Genomic DNA, 16257 nt, shown 5'->3' with positions numbered 1-16257 from the left:
TGAAGAAGCTGGACCGGAGCTCCATTTTCCATTAACATAACGATCAATACGATCCGAGCGCTTACGGGAGGCACCGAAGATGACGCGATGGTTGCGAAGATTAACGCCGGGCACGTTCAAAAACCGGATACTGCTGGCCGTGCTCCTGTTCGTGCTGGCGCCGATCGCCCTGCTGGTCGCCTCCAACTTCAAGGACACGGAGCGGCTGCTGCAGGAGAACGCGTCGGCCAAAAACATGGAACAGCTCCAAGGCATTCAGACCGGCCTCGTCGATCTGATGAGCCTCGTCATGAAGACGGGGATGATGCTGGAGCAGGACACGTATTTGCGATCGGTGATGAAAAATCCGGAGCAGTTGGACAAGATTAACCGAAAAAAAGCGGTCGAGAACAAGTTCGCCGCAATCGAAAACAGCTTTTTCCTGACGGGGGCGACCGTGTACTATACGCTGGTTGATTTTCATGGAAACGTTTACACCTCGTTCCTGCCCAAAGACGCGCTGAACTACGAGGCAATCCGGTCCGAGCCCTGGGTCGAGGAGCTGCAGCGAAAAGGCGGGGACAGATACGTCTGGAATCCCGGCGATACGAACTATGTCATCCGCGAGTGGTCGACGAGCCGCCGGATGCTGAGCCTGTACCAGGTGCTGCGGGACGACAATCTGAAGACTTACGCCTACGGGCGCTTCAGCATCGATTACGAGGGATGGTTCGGCCGCGCGACCAAGGGCCGCCAGGAGGAAGGCGCCTATTTCCTGCTCGATTCCTCCGGCAAGACGATGGTGCGGTCGCTGAAGGACGAAGAGATCAACGGTGCGATTCTCTCGCGCATTTTGGCCTCCCCGGAAGAGCTGTCTTCCTCCTCCCTGACCGACGACAAGACGAAGACGCTCTATACGTACAGCAGAATCCAGGAGATCGACGGTTACCTGGTGAAGAAGGTGCCGCTATCCCAATTGTTCAGGGAAGTGGACAAGCAGAGGCAGCGCTTCTTCGCCGGCTTCGGCGCGATTCTGCTCTTGCTCGTGCTGCTGACCTACTTGATTTCGTCTACGATCACCGTTCCCTTGAAGCTGTTCCAGCGGAAAATGGAAGGCGTCGTCAAGTCCAACCTGAAGGTGAAGCTGCCGGAAAACGGAAGGGGAGAAATTTTGGCGCTGACCCGCAGCTTCAATTCGATGATCGACAACATCAACGAGCTGCTGGAGCGGCTTAAGCTGGAGGAGAGGCAGAAGCAGCTCGTGAAGTTCCAGGTGCTGCTGGCACAGATGAATCCCCATTTTCTGCTCAATACGCTGAACACGATCAAGAGCATCGCCTTGGACAAGGACGATGACGACATTTACGACATTTGCGTATCTTTGGGGAAAATATTGGAGACGACGCTGAACACGGAGGTCGATCTCATTCTGCTCAAGGACGAGATCGTGCTGATCGATTCATATATGAGCATCCAGCGGGCGCGGTTCGGCCATGGCATAACGGTGAGCTACGAGGTGGACGATGAGCTGCGCTATGCGCTTATCCCTAAGTTTTGCCTGCAGCCGCTCGTGGAAAATTCATTGCTGCACGGATTCGGACAGTCGCCGGAAAGCGGCCGCATTACGGTGAAGGCTTCGACCCGCCATTCGCAGCTGGTCCTGGAAGTTGTCGACGACGGGATCGGACTGGAGGCCGCGGCCAAGAAGAGAGCGGAACGCAAGCGCAAGAGCGTCGGCGTGCGCAACATTCGGGAAACGCTTGAGCTGATGTTCAAAAACCAGAGCGCGGGGTTGACGCTGGAGCCGCTGGAAAAAGGGACGCGGGCCGTCATGAACATGCCCCTGCTCCTGGCGAAACCGTACGAGAAGGAGGAGGAAATCGGCCATGTGGAGGACGTTGATCGTCGAGGATGAGCAGCCCGCGCGGGCCAGCATACGCAAGCTGTTCGCGAAAGCCGGTCTGCCGATGGAGATCGTCGGGGAGGCCGGCGACGGCAAGGAAGCGCTGGAGCTGATCCGCGAGCTGCGTCCGGACGTCGTGATGACCGACATCATCATGCCGGTCATGGACGGGGTGAAGCTGCTTAAGGCGGCCCGGGAGGAAGGCTTCGACTGCCGCTTCGTCATGCTGACCGCGATGAGCGAGTTCGAATACGCCAGGCAGGCGCTCGAGCACGGAGCCTCGGGGTACTTGCTTAAGCTGTCTCTGGACGTGCGGGAGCTGAAGCAGGCGATGGACAAAGTCGTGCGGGAGCTGGAGCAGCGCGAGAAGCTGCGCAAAGTCGACAAGTGGTTTCCGGGGACCGGTCAGACCGGGCCGACGGATCATCCCGAGCTGAACCGGATTATCGCCTACATCGAGGAACGCTACGCGGAGGAGATCACGCTGAAGGGGCTGGCGGAGTTCATTCGGATGGACGCCAGCTACGTCAGCGACCTGTTCAAGAAGAAGACCGGCTCGACGCTGACCCACTACGTCCAGAACCGGCGCATTCAAGCTGCGAAAATGCTGCTCGCGGAGACGGACCGCACGGTCAGCGAGATCGGCCGACAGGTCGGCTTCGAGAACGACAACTATTTTATCAAGATTTTCAAGCGCTGGTGCGGGACGACGCCGAGCGAATTCCGCAAGCAACATCCAAAATCCGTTCTATGAATGCCCAAAGCCCGTTCATCCCCCAACGCGCCGAGCGATGATAAAGTGAAAGACGTAGAGCAAGACAACCTGCATAAGGGGGAAATACGAATGAGGAAAAGCAAATGGTGGATGGCGTCGATGAGCGTCGTCTTGACGGCGGGGCTGCTGGCTGGCTGCGGAAGCAACGGGGACGCGAAGGAGGGCGGTGCTTCCTCGCCTTCCGGCAGCTCGGAAAGCTCGGGCAATTCGGGAAGCTCGGGAAGCAAGACGAAGCTGACGCTGTGGGGCGCCGTTCCGGCGGAAGCCGGACCGCAAGCGGTCATCGACGCGTGGAACTCGGAAAACCCGGACATCGAGGTGGAGTACCTGCGCTACGTCAACGACGACGGCGGCAACCTGAAGCTGGATACGGCGCTGATGACCGGACAGGACGCCGACTTGTTCATCAGCTACTCGCTGACGCGGCTGCAGAAGCGCGTGGACGCCGGAGTCGCTCTCGATCTGAGCGCGAAGGCGGACTACGACATCGACGCGCAGATGGGCCCCGACGCCGCGCTGTGGAAGATCGACGGCAAGTACTACGGCATGCCGACGAAGAAGAACATGTCGTTCATTTGGCTGAACAAGCAGATGCTGGACGATGCCGGTCTGCCGGTTCCTCCGCTGGACTGGACATGGGACGACCTCAAGGCGTACGCCGTCAAGCTGAAGAAGGACAACGTCTACGGCCTGCTCCAGCACGATTCCAGCTATACGGCGACGCTCGACGGCACGATCGCCGGCCTGGGTGACACGAACGCCGAAGGCAAGTCCAATTTCAACAACGAGCTGTGGAAAAGTCATCTTCAGACGCTGCACGACATGATGTTCGTCGATAAGTCGACGCCCGAATACGGCGAACAGCTGACGAGCAAAATGCCGGTCGACACGATGTTCCTGAAGGGCGAAGCGGCGATGCTGAGCGCAGGGGAGTTTATTTTCCGCAACGCCAACAACCTGGCCGAATTCCCGCACGACTTCCAGATCGCGTTCGCTACCGTGCCGCGCGTAACCGCCGATCAGAAGGACTTCAAATATCCGGGCGGACTCGGCGACGCGCTCTCGGTCAACGCCAAGTCGAAAAACCAGGACGCGGCATGGAAATTCGCCAAGTGGTACGCCGACGGAGGCATGCTGCCGATGGCGAGCGGAGGACGCCTGCCTTCCTCCAAGAGCGTATCCAGCGACGAGGCGATCAAGCTGCTGCTCCAAGGCGTGGAGAACATGTACGACGTCGACTCCTTGAACAAGGTCGTGTTCGGCAGCTTCGAATCGTTCCAGCTGAGCATCCCGCAGCAGGTGATCGACGCCCGCAAGGAAGAGTACGAGAAGTACTTCCTGAACAAGCAGGATCTCGATACGACGCTCGCCAACATGGCGAAGCGGCACGAGGAATTCATCAAGTAAATAGCTTGACCCGCGAAGAGAAGAAGGGACGACGGCTTCCTTCTTCTCTTCGTCGTATCTATAAAGCAATCTAGAAAGGCGGCGATTCCGTGAAACGGCATAGCTGGATGCGCAAGCAGCAATGGGCGGGGTACGCTTTCATTCTGCCGAACATGGTCGGCATTCTGCTCTTCTTCATCATCCCTGCGCTGTTCTCGTTCGGACTGATGTTCACCAACTACCAATTTGCCAACCCGAACGTCTCGTTCACGGGTCTCGACAACCTGAAGCGGATGTTCCAGGACGATCAGTTCTATCGGGCGATCAAGCATACCGGAATTTTTCTGCTCTCCGTCCCGGTCTCTCTCGTCCTTGCGTTCCTGGTCGCGCTGGTGCTGAATCGCAGCGTGTACTTGAAGGGGCTGCTGCGGGGGATGTTTTTCCTCCCGTACATCTCGAGCGGCGTCGCCGTCGCGTTCGTCTGGATGCTGCTGTTCCAGCCTTCGCACGGACCGATCAACGAGGCGCTCAGATGGATCGGCATCGCTTCGCCTCCCGGCTGGTTCGCCGATTCGGATACGGCGATGTATGCCATCGATATCGTTCAAGTGTGGTTCATGCTCGGCTACAACATGATTATCTACTTGGCCGCGCTTCAGGAGGTGTCGGCGGAGCAGATGGAAGCGGCGACGATCGACGGCGCGGGCAAGGGCACGATTACGTGGAAAATCGTCTGGCCGCTCGTCAGTCCGACGACGTTCCTGCTGCTCGTGACCGGGCTGATCATGACGATGAAGTCGTTCGCGATCATTCAAGCGATTACGCAGGGAGGCCCGAGCGGAAGCACGACGATTCTGTCGCTCTACGTCTACAAGACGGCGTTCAGCTATTACGAGATGGGCTACGCGTCGACGGTGTCCTGGTTTTTGTTCGCCGTCATCCTGGTCATCACGATCGTGCAATGGATCGGTCAGAAGCGCTGGGTCCACTATTAGAAAGGAGAATTGCGGATGAACCCAACGGCCGGCTTGTCGAAAAGCCGCTTGCTCGTCACCGTCCTGATGCTCGTCGCCGGCGCGTTCATGATCGTTCCTTTCTTGTGGATGATCAGCACGTCGTTCCAGAGCGCGAGCGAGGTGTTCTCCCGCTGGCTTCCCTCGAAGCTGGATTGGAGCAATCACAAGCGAATCTGGACGGGCAACTATAACTTTGTTCCCTATTATATGAATTCGCTGAAAGTATCGCTGATCAGTACGGCAGGCGCCGTGTTCCTGTCCGCCTTCGCGGCTTACGGGTTTGCCAGAGTCGAGTTCAAGGGCCGCAACACGCTGTTCCTTGTGTACCTGTCGATGATGATGATACCGCCGCAGGTCATATTCGTGCCGAAATTCATCATGTTCAACTGGATGAACATCTACAACACGCACTGGGCGCTCATTTTGCCGGGCATGTTCTCGATCTTCGGAGTGTTTATGCTTCGGCAGTTTTTCATGGGCGTGCCGCGGGAGATTACGGAGTCGGCGTTCCTGGACGGCGCAGGGCATTTCAAGATTTTCTTCCGGTTGATTCTGCCTTTGGCCAAGCCGGCGCTGGCCACGTTCGCGATCATCGATTTCTCGTGGCACTGGAACGATTACGAGAATGCGCTCGTGTTCCTGACGAGTCCGAAGCTGTACACGATTCCGCTTGGCCTGCAAAATTTCATTCTCGAAAACAACGTCGACTACAACGGGATGATGGCGGCTTCGTCCGCGGCGATCGTGCCGATGATCGCGATCTTCCTGCTCGGCCAGAAATATATTATCCAGGGCATTGCGAGCTCGGCCGTTAAGGGCTGACGGTACGGGAATTGGCGAAACGGAGAAACGGTGCGAGGTTGGAGAAACGGAACTGACGATACGTGGAAGGACGATAGGGGACTGACGATACGAGAACTGACGGTGCGGAATTAACAGTGCGAGGTTAGAGAAACGGGGTTTTACGAAACGGAGGCATTCGAATGAAACGCGAAACGGTGAAAACGGACATTACGGTCGTCGGCGGCGGGTTGGCCGGAATCAGCGCGGCCATAGCGGCGGCCAGGCAAGGCATGACGGTATCGCTCGTCCACAATCGCCCCGTGCTCGGGGGCAACTCCAGCTCGGAGGTGCGCGTCTGGGTATGCGGGGCGACCAGCCACGGCGTGAACCGGTACGCTCGCGAGACGGGCATTATGGGCGAGTTGTTCGTGGAAAACCAGTACCGGAATCCGGAGGGCAATCCGTACCTGTGGGATCTGACGCTGCTTGAGGCGGTACGGGCCGAGCCGAACGTGACGCTGTACATGAACACGGACGTGCGCGAGGTCGAAGCGGACGGAGATAGGGACAACCGCGTCATTCGCAGCGCGACCGGGTGGATGATGGGCTCGGAGCGGCTGATCCGCTTCGAAAGCGAGGCGTTCCTCGATTGCACGGGCGACGGCTTGGTCGGCTTCCTGGCGGGCGCGGCCTACCGGCTCGGACGGGAGGCGCGTCACGAATATGACGAAGATTGGGCGCCGAAGGTTGCGGACGACATTACGCTCGGCAGCACGCTGCTGTTCTATACGAAGGATACGGGCAAGCCGATTCGCTTCGTCCCCCCGTCGTTCGCCAAGGACATTACGACGACGTCGATTCCGATCAAGCGAGTCATTCGCAGCGGCGATTCGGGCTGCCATTACTGGTGGATCGAGTGGGGCGGCGAGCTGGACACGGTGCATGAGAACGAGCGCATTCGCGACGAGCTGTGGTCCGTCATCTATGGCATTTGGGATTATATCAAAAATTCCGGGAATTTCGACGCGGAGACGATGACGCTGGAGTGGGTCGGCTCGCTTCCGGGCAAGCGCGAGTACCGCCGGTTTATCGGCGATACGGTGCTGACGCAGAACGACGTGCTGGCGCAGCGTCCGTTCGACGACCGCGTCGCCTTCGGCGGCTGGTCGATCGACTTGCATCCGCCGCAAGGGATGTACGCTTCGGAGAGCGGTTCGAAGCATCTCCACCCGGACGGCATCTACCATATTCCGTTCGGCAGCCTGTATTCCAAGAACGTGAGCAACCTGCTGTTCGCCGGGAGAAATATTAGCGCGACCCACGTCGCCTTCGGCACGACCCGAGTAATGGCGACGTGCGCGGTCATGGGGGAAGCGGCAGGAGTTGGCGCGGCGCTGTCCGTGCGGAAGGGGATTACGCCGCGGGAGCTGAGGGAGCGGCATCTGGCCGAGCTTCAGCAGACGATGCTCAGGAGCGACAGCTCCATCATCGGGCTCAAGAACGAGGAAGCCGGCGATGCGGCGCTCGGAGGAAGGGCGAGAGCTTCGAGCGTCCTGAAGCGGATTCGGCTGGACCGGCCTTCGGAGGCGTACCCGCTGGGCATCGACGTCGGACTGCTGTTCCCGGTCGACGGACCGACGGGCCGGATCGAGCTGCTGCTGTCGGCCGCGGACGACACGGAGCTGACGGTCGAGCTGTGGGGGACGGGACGTCCGGAAAACTACGTGCCGGCCGCTCTGCTGGAGCGGGTAGTCGTGTCGGTTCGCGCCGGCGAGCGGCAATGGATCGATATCCCTTTCGCTCAGACGGGCTTGGATGAAGCCGCGAACGTCTTCGTCATCGTGCGGGCGAACGAGGTTGTCAGCCTGTTCAAGTCGGCTGTTCCGCTGACGGGCGTGCTGGCGTTCGAACGCAAGACGCTGCCGGACGTGTCCCCGGATCTCGAAGACCATCGGCCGGACCAACCGGTCGTCGAATGGAACATGCGGCGCCTTGTTCGTCAGCCGTTCTGCTTCTCTGTCGATACGGGAGCGTATTCGGCAGACAAGGCGATAGATGGCTACGCTCGTCCCTACGGCGGCCCGCACATGTGGGTGTCGGAGCGAATGGAGGCGGGCCGGGAAGAGTGGCTCGAAGTCGAGTTGTCGAAGCGGACGCGGGTGTCGGAGATTCACCTGACGTTTAACGACGACGTGAACGAGGACCTGATCAACTTGCACCACCATGAGACGCCTTTCCCCGTCATTCCGGAGCTGGTCAAAGATTACGAGCTGGAGGCGTGGGTCGACGGCCGCTGGCAGACGGTTGCCGTTGGCCGGGACAACCGCAAGCGCAAGCGGGTCCACCGCTTGGACGCAGCGGCCGAGACAGACCGCGTTCGCCTCGTCGTGCGCTCCACCAACGGCGGCGAGCGGGCGGAGCTGGCGGAGATTCGGGTGTACGGGTAGCGGAGGCTGCGTGCTGGAGGTCTGAGGGCCGCATGCGGAGGCCAAAAAAGTGCCTCGGCGGAACTGACGGTCGCGTGCCGAGGCCAAAAAAGTGCCTCGGCGGATTGAGGGCCGCGAGCTGGAGGCCTGAGGGCCGCGTGTGAAGGCCAAAAAGGTGCCTCGCGGTGCTAAGATCGGATATGTCGCCGAGGCACTCATGACCGAGCGTCAAGTTTGACAGATTCCTGCATTTTTAACATAATAAAAGGAACAGTAGTCGAGGAAGCACCTCACAAAGTCCAACACAATACGTGTGGCTTTGTTAGGTGCTTTTGTCGTAGCGAGGGAGGAAGCGGGATGAAGAAGAAGCGGGAAGACGAGCCGATTGTTCGCGAGGGGCCGGTTACGTACGACGACTATGCGTCGATGCCGGACGACGGCAATCGGTACGAGATCATCGACGGTGTGCTGGAAATGATGTCTCCGGGGCCGATGACGGTTCATCAGGGGGTGAGCGGAGAGCTATTTCTGTTTTTACAGAGCTGCCGCTCGGAGTATGTCATGTTTTTGGCTCCTTTTGATGTCATCCTAAGCAGAACTACCGTGCTTCAGCCGGACATCTTAATGATTCACCGCAGCCGGATCGAGATTGTGAAGCCGCACGGAGTCGAAGGTGCGCCCGATCTGGTCGTGGAGATTCTTTCCCCAAGCACGCGCAAACGGGACAAAGTCGTGAAGGCGGCGGCTTACGCCAAGCATCGAGTGCCGGAATACTGGCTTGTCGATCCCGAAGCGCGGACGTTGGAGCAATATCGGCTGGACGGCGAGCGTTACGAATTGGCGCAGACATACGAAGAAGAAGACCGGGTTTCCTCGGACAAGCTGCCGTGCGTCTCCTTTATGCTGGGAGAGATTTTTAACGAAGTTGATCGGTTGGGGTTGCCGACTTAAAGGATGGGAAGGAGTGCAATCGCGATGAAGAAGAAGCGGGAAGAAGAGCCAATCGTTCGCGAGCAGCCGGTGACGTACGACGACTATGCGGCGATGCCGGACGACGGCAATCGGTACGAGATCATCGACGGTGTGCTGGAAATGATGTCTCCTGGGCCGATGACGATCCATCAGGCGGTGAGCGGAGAACTGGAATTTCTGCTTATGCAGAGCTGTCGCTCGGAATATGTCATTTTTGATGCCCCTCTTGATGTCATCTTAAGCAGAACTACCGTGCTTCAGCCGGACATTATCATGATTCATCGCAGCCGATTGGAGATCGTCAAGCCGCACGGAATCGAAGGTGCGCCCGATCTGGTCGTGGAAATTCTTTCCCCAAGCACGCGCAAGCGGGACAAGGTCGTGAAGGCGGCTGTTTACGCCAAACACCAGGTACCTGAATACTGGCTAGTCGATCCCGAGGCGCGGACGTTGGAGCAATATCGGCTGGCCGGCGAGTATTACGAATTGGCGCAGACATACGAAGAGGACGATCGGGTTTCTTCGGACAAGCTGCCTTGCGTTTCTTTTGTGCTGGGAGAGATTTTTAACGAAGCTGATCGGCTGCGGTTGCCGACTTAATGGATTGGGGGAGCGAGATGAAGAAGAAACGGGACGAAGAGCCGATTGTTCGCGAGGGGCCGGTGACGTACGACGACTATGCGGCGATGCCGGACGACGGCAACCGGTATGAGATCATCGACGGTGTGCTGGAAATGATGTCTCCGGGGCCAATGGCGATTCATCAGGGGGTGAGCAGGGAACTATTTCTGGTTTTGCAAAGCTGTCGCTCGAAGTATGAAATCTATTACGCTCCGTTTGATGTCATTTTAAGCAGAACTACCGTGCTCCAACCGGACATTATAATGATTCATCATAGCCGACTCGACATCGTCAAGAAGCATGGAGTCGAGGGGGCGCCGGATCTGGTCATCGAGATTCTTTCCCCAAGCACGCGCAAGCGGGATAAGGTCGTGAAGGCGGCGGCTTACGCCAAGCACAAGGTGCCGGAATACTGGCTTGTCGATCCAGAAGCGCGGACGTTGGAACAATATTGGCTGGACGGCGAGCGGTACGATCTGAAGGAGTTGTATGAAGAGGGCGACCGGATTTCCTCCGATAAGCTCCCTTGCGTTTCTTTTAAGCTTAAAGACACTTTTGACAACATACGCGTGACAGGGATGTAAGCTGGATTACAGATGCAGCCAACGCCAGCGAAACGCCTGCTAATACAAACCGACAATTCGCACAAACGAGGGTATAGATCATCATGCAAAACGCAACGAAAATCAAAATCGGAATCGCCGGAATCGCGGGGCTGGGGCTGGCGGCCATCGTCATGGCTATCGTATTCGCGGCCGGGGGGATGGGAGGGGCTCGCGACAGCGACGAGCCCGATATGCCGCAACAATACGAGTACGGGACGGAGACGGCCTCCAACGGCATGGAGCTGCACTACTTGCGGACGAGGCCGTCCAACGTGGAGCTTCTGACCGTCCGCAACAACGTCTCGGCGGCTCCCTATTACGGAATCAACGGAGGCTTCTTCTACGAAGACGCCTTGCTTAGCGTAGCTGTTGTGAATGACGAGCCGGTACACGGAGAATCGGGGCATTACGGGTCCGGCGGCTCCAATGCGAAATATGCAAGAGGGACGCTGGTGTGGGACGGCGCTGTGGATCGGTTAAGCGTGCAGATCGTCCGCCAGGCCCAGGAGATCGAGGTAGCGGAGCGTACGAATTTCTGGGCGCAAGGGGGCATCAGCATGAGCTTGGGCCGGGACGAAGACTGGCGGCGACAGGCGGCCGAAGAGGCGGCGCCTCTGCTCGATCAAGCCAGCTTGCGGTCGGCGGCCGTCTACGATGCGGAGGGGAATCTGTATCTTGTCGTGAGCGCGACGAGAGGAACGCTGGCCGCTTTTCGCGAGGCGATCGTCGAGCGGATCGGTGTGGGGAATCTCGTTGACGGCATCTTTCTCGACGGGGACGGTTCGTCCCAGCTTCGCAGCCGGGAGAAGAAGCTCGCCGGGGATGGGAGGCTGGTTGTGCAAATGCTGAGGCTCATTCGCTGAGCCCGGTTCCATGACATGTTGCCGAGCGATGCTGTACGTCAGCCCCCCCGTTGGATATCTCCTTTATTCCTGCCTCCCTGTTCGTTAGTCGCCTTTCCTCGAAAACATCACACTTCCGCAAGATTAGATCATCGCCCAAGTCCGTCCGATAATTTAGGCTGGTGATGGAGCCCTCAAGCAATCGGAGGAGAAGCCGGACGGCTCGAGCTGACGCTCGTCCAAAAAACTTAATGAGGCGGGAACGGAATGGGAACCATCATTGAAAATCATGCGGTAGTGCTGTTTCAGGGCGACAGCCTTACGGACGGAGGGCGCAACCGGGAGCAGCCTGACGAATTGGGACGAGGCTATGCCCTTATGGCCGCGGCGCAGTTCTCCGCCAAGTACCCGGGAAGCGGCGTCCGATTCTTCAATCGGGGCAAGGGCGGGGACAAGGTCGCGGACTTGCAGCGGCGATGGCGGGAAGATTGCCTGGAGCTGCGGCCAACCTGGGTGTCGATCCTGATCGGAATCAACGACACTTGGCGGCGCTATACCGAGAACAACCCTACAAGCGCCGATGCTTACGAGAGCGGATACCGGGAGCTGCTGGAGCAGGCGCAAGGCGGAATGGGCGCCAAGCTGGTGCTGATCGAGCCGTTCTTGTTCCCGAACTATCCCGATCACGATCGCTGGAGAGAGGATCTGAATCCGAAGATCGACATCGTGCGGAGGCTTGCCCGCGAGTACGGCGCGGCTCTCGTGCCGGCGGACGGATTATTCGCCCAAGCCTGCGCGAAGGCGGAGGCTGCATATTGGTCTTATGACGGCGTTCACCTTCATCCCGCCGGTCATGCCTTACTGGCGAACGCCTGGCTGCGGGCGATAGAAGCCTAAAGACGGAGCATTGTGCTCCCCGGGATGAAATCGCCGCGAATGCGGATATGTTCGTAGGGCATATTGGGATTCGCCAGCCGCCACAGAAGGCGGTCGGCGGCCCGATAGCCGCTCTCCTTGATCGGCAGCATCGGTCTTGTCAGCGCGGGCAGCCGTTCCGTCTGTTCGTTCACGATGCCGACAAGAGAGCAGTCCTGCGGAATCCGCACCCCCGCATCCTTCAATGCATAGTACACCGGAGCGACCTGCTCGTCGATCGCGCATAGAACGGCGGTGGGGCGAGTGATCCGGAACCGCTCCATGAACTTGGCGATCCATGGGCCGAGTCGGCCCTGAAAAGGCTCCGCCGCATGCGCGTCCTCGTCTGCGCTCAGTCCTCCTTCCTTCATCGCCTCCTGAAAAGCTTGCCAACGCAAGCGGAATCCCCTCTGAGAAGTCGCGTCGCCAGCGTACAGGATGTTCCGGTGTCCGGCGCGCAGCAAGTGGCGTACAGATTGATGCACCGCTTCGTGCACATCCCAGATGACCGAATCCACTTTGGACTCCGGCGGCGGGAAGTTAAGCAGAATGCGCGGCATGGGCAATTGCAGCAGCCGTTCCTCCATCTCGTCGCTCGTCATTCGGGGAGCGATAAAGACCCCCTCCGCATACGGAAGCCCGGTCTTCTCGGCCCAGTCTTCGAAATCGCGAGGCTGCAGCCCGGGAGGGAGGAGCATCGGCTCGACTTGGTGGCCGAATTCCGTGAACCGGTCGTGCAGTCCGGCCAGAAGCAGGCGGTTGAAGTTGACGAATTGCTCGTTGTGCAGCAGAACGAACCGGCGCCGCACGATCGGGTAGGGAGGGATTCTTTCGTAGGCGAGCGCGTGTTTCTGATCCTTGGTCAAATAGCCGAGCGACTTGGCCAGCCGGCTGACCTCGCTCCGCGTTTCCTCCGACATGCCCGGCTTTCCCGTTAACGCCTTGGACACGGTTTGAATCGACAGGCCGAGCTGCTCCGCCAAATGAGCCAACGTCACTTTTTTCCGCCTCATGTTCGTCCTCCTCCATCTGCAAGGGCGGCGCGACTGCCGCAACCTCTCATTTTTAAACAAAAGTTAAACTAACTTTAAGCTTTTTTCTCCTTCATAATCAAGATGAAATTGTAGCGCTCAACCTGAAGGAGAGATGCGGCATGAAGACGATAGAGGCGGACGTAGTCGTGTGCGGAGGAGGCCCGGCGGGCGTGAACGCGGCGATCGCGGCGGGCAGAACCGGGGCGAGGACGGTTCTGATCGAAAGATACGGGTTCATCGGAGGGATGTCGACGGCGGCTCTCGTGTATCCTTGGATGACCTTCCATACGCTGCAGGGGAAGCAAGTGATCAAGGGCATCGCGCAGGAAATTATCGATCGCCTGATGGGGATGAACGGCTCGCCGGGCCATCTCCGGGATACGGTCGGGTTCACGAACACGATTACGCCGTATCATCCGGAGATGTACAAGGTGCTGGCCGTCGATATGCTGAAGGAAGCGGGCGTTAAGCTGCTTCTGCACAGCCTGATGGACGAGGCTCGCACGGAGAACGGCCGGATCGTATCCGTCCGGCTCGCGACCAAATCGGGGAAAATCGAAGTCAAGGGCGGCGTGTTCGTGGATACGACGGGGGACGCCGATCTGGCCCATCTGGCCGGAGCGCCGTGCCTTCAGGGGCGGGAGCGGGACGGGCTGACCCAGCCGATGACGATGAAATTCCGCATGCGGGGCGTCGATCTGGCCCGCGTGAAGCGGTATATGATCGAGCATCCCGACGAATTTTACGCCAAGACGCCGTTCGAGGAGCTGGACCGGCTGCCGCTGTCTGGGGTGATGGGCTTCTTCAAGCACTGGAAACAAGCCGACTTGCCGATCAACCGGGATCAGGTGCTGTTCTTTACGGGGCCGGCGGACGACGAGGTGCTCGTGAACACAACCCGAGTGCAAGGATTAAACGGCTTGAACGTGGAGGACTTGACGGAAGCCGAGGAGCTCGGACGCAAACAAGTGCTGATGGTAGCAAATTTCATGACCGCCAACCTGCCGGGCTTCGAGAAGGCGTCGATCTCAAACGTCGGCGCGCAGATCGGAATCCGGGAGACGAGGAGAATCGACGGTCATTACGCACTGCAGGCGGAGGATGTCGTGCAAGGACGCAGATTCCCGGACACGATCGCCCGCAGCGGCTACCCGATCGACATTCACGACCCTTCCGGCAAAGGGGTGACAGCCGCTTGGGTGCAAGGCGACGGCGCGTACGACATCCCTTATCGCTGCTTGCTGCCCAAAGGCATCGACAATCTGCTGGCCGGGGGCCGCTGCATCTCGACTTCCCACGAAGCGCTGGCGACGACGCGCCTCACGCCAAGCTGCATGGCGACCGGGCAAGCGGCCGGAACGGCGGCGGGCTTGGCCGTGAAGCTGGGTAAGCTGCCTTCCGAGCTGGACATTGGCCTTCTTCGGCAGGAGCTGGCCGCAAGCGGAGCCGTGGTGGAATAGCGCTTCCTGCGCCCGAAGACCGTCAAGGACGAATCAGGTCCTGGCGGTCTTCTTTGGCGTTTCTGAATGCGCGTGGGTCAGGGGAAGAAGGGTGAGGGCGTCGTTTTGCTTGTTATTGTACAAAAAATAGGGATGGAGATTGTTGCGAAAGTTCGGTACTATTACATTCTAAATAGAGTTATTTTATGAAACCAGGTTTCATCAGATGAAACAAATGATTGGGAGTGGCCGAACATGACAAACAAATGGACCAACAGCATCCTGGAATTCGGCCGAGCCTACCACCCTATCGTCCATTCCTTGCTGCTGGGCACGATTCTTGCCCGGTTGGCTTCCTCGATGAGCCTGCCTTTTCTGGCGATCTATTTGGCGAAGCATACGGACGTCGGCGCGGTTATGATCGGAGCCATTATCGGAGCGGGATCGCTGGCCGGGATGGCGGGCGGGTTTATCGGCGGCACATTGTCCGATTTGTTCGGAAGACGGTTGATTTTGCTTGGGGCGTTGGTTGGATGGGGAGTCGTGTTTCTCGGGTTCGCGATGTCCGACAGCGTGGCGCTGTTTTTCTTGCTCAGCTTGCTCAACGGCTTGTGCCGTTCGTTCTACGAACCGGTGTCCCAGGCGCTGATGGCCGATCTGACGGATAAGGAGAGACGGTTCAAAGTATTCTCGCTGCGTTATCTCGCCATTAATATCGGGGTTGCCGTAGGGCCGCTGCTTGGCGCTCTGTTCGCCGCTCTCGACAGTACGCTTCCTTTTTATATCACCGGTTGCATCTACTGGGCATATGCTTTGTCGTTATATCTGTTGTTGAACAAGTTCGGAATCCGCAAGATCGAGGGGGAAAATAAAGCGGTCAACACGTTCGCGTCGGTGTGGAACGTCGTGAGGCGCGATATCGTGCTTCGGTACTATTTGCTCGGAGGCGTCGTGACCGCAATCGGCTATTCGCAGATGACGGTTACGCTGTCCCAGTACGTCGGGGGCAAGTTCGCCGACGGGGTCGCCATGTTCGCGGTCATGATGAGCGTCAACGCAGTGACGGTCGTCGCCCTGCAGGTTCCATTCACGAAATGGGCCGACGGACTGAAGCCGCTGACGGTGCTCACGATCGGCGTCGTCTTCTATGCCCTCGGCAACGTCGGATTCGGATTGTCGAGCGGCTGGACAACGTTTATTCTCTCGATGATCGTATTCACTTTCGGAGAAATGCTGACCTTCCCCGCAGGCAACATGCTCACGGATCGGATCGCTCCAGACGGCATGAGAGGCGCGTACTACGGGGCGCAGTCGTTCTCCAGCCTCGGCCATTTTCTCGGCCCGTGGATCGGCGGAATGCTGCTGAGCGGCTATAACGGCACCGTGCTGTTCCTGACGATGGCGGTCGTCGCGGTCAGCGCGATCGTGTTCTACGCGAGGGGAGAGCGCAAGCTGGCGTCCATCCTGGCAGGGAAATGACGCGGCGATCTTCCGGCGTCGAGTGCAACCTTTTCGCCTTATTTTCCGTTTAATTGGAAAATAGACTTTCAACGGCGGAGGA

The 16257-nt window shown here is 58.7% G+C and carries 14 protein-coding genes; 13 read left to right on the top strand and 1 reads right to left on the bottom strand.

Annotated elements, in window-relative coordinates; translation table 11 throughout:
- Nucleotides 1–79: 79 nt before the first annotated feature.
- From B0G52_RS11245 to B0G52_RS11195, 11 genes are all read left to right on the top strand, one after another.
- Entirely contained in the window at nucleotides 80–1894 is a 1815-nt protein-coding gene (locus B0G52_RS11245) for a cache domain-containing sensor histidine kinase (RefSeq protein ID WP_094044204.1), read from the top strand.
- On the top strand, nucleotides 1866–2636 hold the full coding sequence (locus B0G52_RS11240; RefSeq protein WP_094044203.1) for a response regulator transcription factor: 771 nt from the start codon (nucleotides 1866–1868) through the stop codon (nucleotides 2634–2636). Before B0G52_RS11245 ends, B0G52_RS11240 begins: the two co-directional genes overlap by 29 nt.
- A 90-nt stretch (nucleotides 2637–2726) precedes the next feature.
- Complete coding sequence (locus B0G52_RS11235; protein WP_233162591.1) at nucleotides 2727–4064, top strand: ABC transporter substrate-binding protein; 1338 nt, start codon at nucleotides 2727–2729, stop codon at nucleotides 4062–4064.
- An 89-nt stretch (nucleotides 4065–4153) separates the two neighbouring features.
- Nucleotides 4154–5038, top strand: a complete 885-nt coding sequence (locus B0G52_RS11230) for a carbohydrate ABC transporter permease (protein WP_094044201.1) — start codon at nucleotides 4154–4156, stop codon at nucleotides 5036–5038.
- Between the two features lie 15 nt (nucleotides 5039–5053).
- On the top strand, nucleotides 5054–5881 hold the full coding sequence (locus B0G52_RS11225; protein WP_198960629.1) for a carbohydrate ABC transporter permease: 828 nt from the start codon (nucleotides 5054–5056) through the stop codon (nucleotides 5879–5881).
- Between the two features lie 161 nt (nucleotides 5882–6042).
- On the top strand, nucleotides 6043–8289 hold the full coding sequence (locus B0G52_RS11220; RefSeq protein ID WP_094044199.1) for an FAD-dependent oxidoreductase: 2247 nt from the start codon (nucleotides 6043–6045) through the stop codon (nucleotides 8287–8289).
- Between the two features lie 336 nt (nucleotides 8290–8625).
- Nucleotides 8626–9219, top strand: coding sequence for a Uma2 family endonuclease (locus tag B0G52_RS11215; RefSeq protein WP_094044197.1), 594 nt, complete (start codon nucleotides 8626–8628; stop codon nucleotides 9217–9219).
- Nucleotides 9220–9243: 24 nt separating this feature from the next.
- A complete protein-coding gene (locus B0G52_RS11210; protein WP_094044195.1) occupies nucleotides 9244–9840 on the top strand; it encodes a Uma2 family endonuclease in 597 nt (198 codons plus the stop codon).
- Between the two features lie 17 nt (nucleotides 9841–9857).
- A complete protein-coding gene (locus tag B0G52_RS11205) occupies nucleotides 9858–10445 on the top strand; it encodes a Uma2 family endonuclease (RefSeq protein WP_094044193.1) in 588 nt (195 codons plus the stop codon).
- Nucleotides 10446–10528: 83 nt separating this feature from the next.
- Nucleotides 10529–11329, top strand: coding sequence for a hypothetical protein (locus B0G52_RS11200; RefSeq protein WP_094044191.1), 801 nt, complete (start codon nucleotides 10529–10531; stop codon nucleotides 11327–11329).
- 246 nt (nucleotides 11330–11575) lie between these two features.
- Nucleotides 11576–12205: an SGNH/GDSL hydrolase family protein gene (locus tag B0G52_RS11195; RefSeq protein ID WP_094044189.1), complete on the top strand. Its 630-nt coding sequence runs from the start codon at nucleotides 11576–11578 to the stop codon at nucleotides 12203–12205.
- On the opposite strand, the gene B0G52_RS11190 is transcribed toward B0G52_RS11195, so the two are convergent.
- The gene (locus tag B0G52_RS11190; protein WP_094044187.1) at nucleotides 12202–13236 is read right to left on the bottom strand and encodes a LacI family DNA-binding transcriptional regulator; all 1035 of its coding nucleotides are present in this window, start codon (nucleotides 13234–13236) and stop codon (nucleotides 12202–12204) included. The two genes, B0G52_RS11195 and B0G52_RS11190, sit on opposite strands and share 4 nt — an antisense overlap.
- Nucleotides 13237–13376: 140 nt before the next feature.
- Between B0G52_RS11190 and B0G52_RS11185 the strand changes: the two genes are divergently transcribed.
- The gene (locus B0G52_RS11185; RefSeq protein WP_094044185.1) at nucleotides 13377–14717 is read left to right on the top strand and encodes an FAD-dependent oxidoreductase; all 1341 of its coding nucleotides are present in this window, start codon (nucleotides 13377–13379) and stop codon (nucleotides 14715–14717) included.
- A 234-nt stretch (nucleotides 14718–14951) separates the two neighbouring features.
- The gene (locus B0G52_RS11180) at nucleotides 14952–16175 is read left to right on the top strand and encodes an MDR family MFS transporter (protein WP_094044183.1); all 1224 of its coding nucleotides are present in this window, start codon (nucleotides 14952–14954) and stop codon (nucleotides 16173–16175) included.
- The last annotated feature ends 82 nt before the right edge of the window (nucleotides 16176–16257 follow it).

Source organism: Cohnella sp. SGD-V74 (assembly GCF_003001675.1).
GTDB lineage: Bacteria > Bacillota > Bacilli > Paenibacillales > Paenibacillaceae > Cohnella.
The sequence above is the reverse complement of the archived record's forward strand: the minus strand, read 5'-3'. Positions and strand labels throughout refer to the sequence as shown.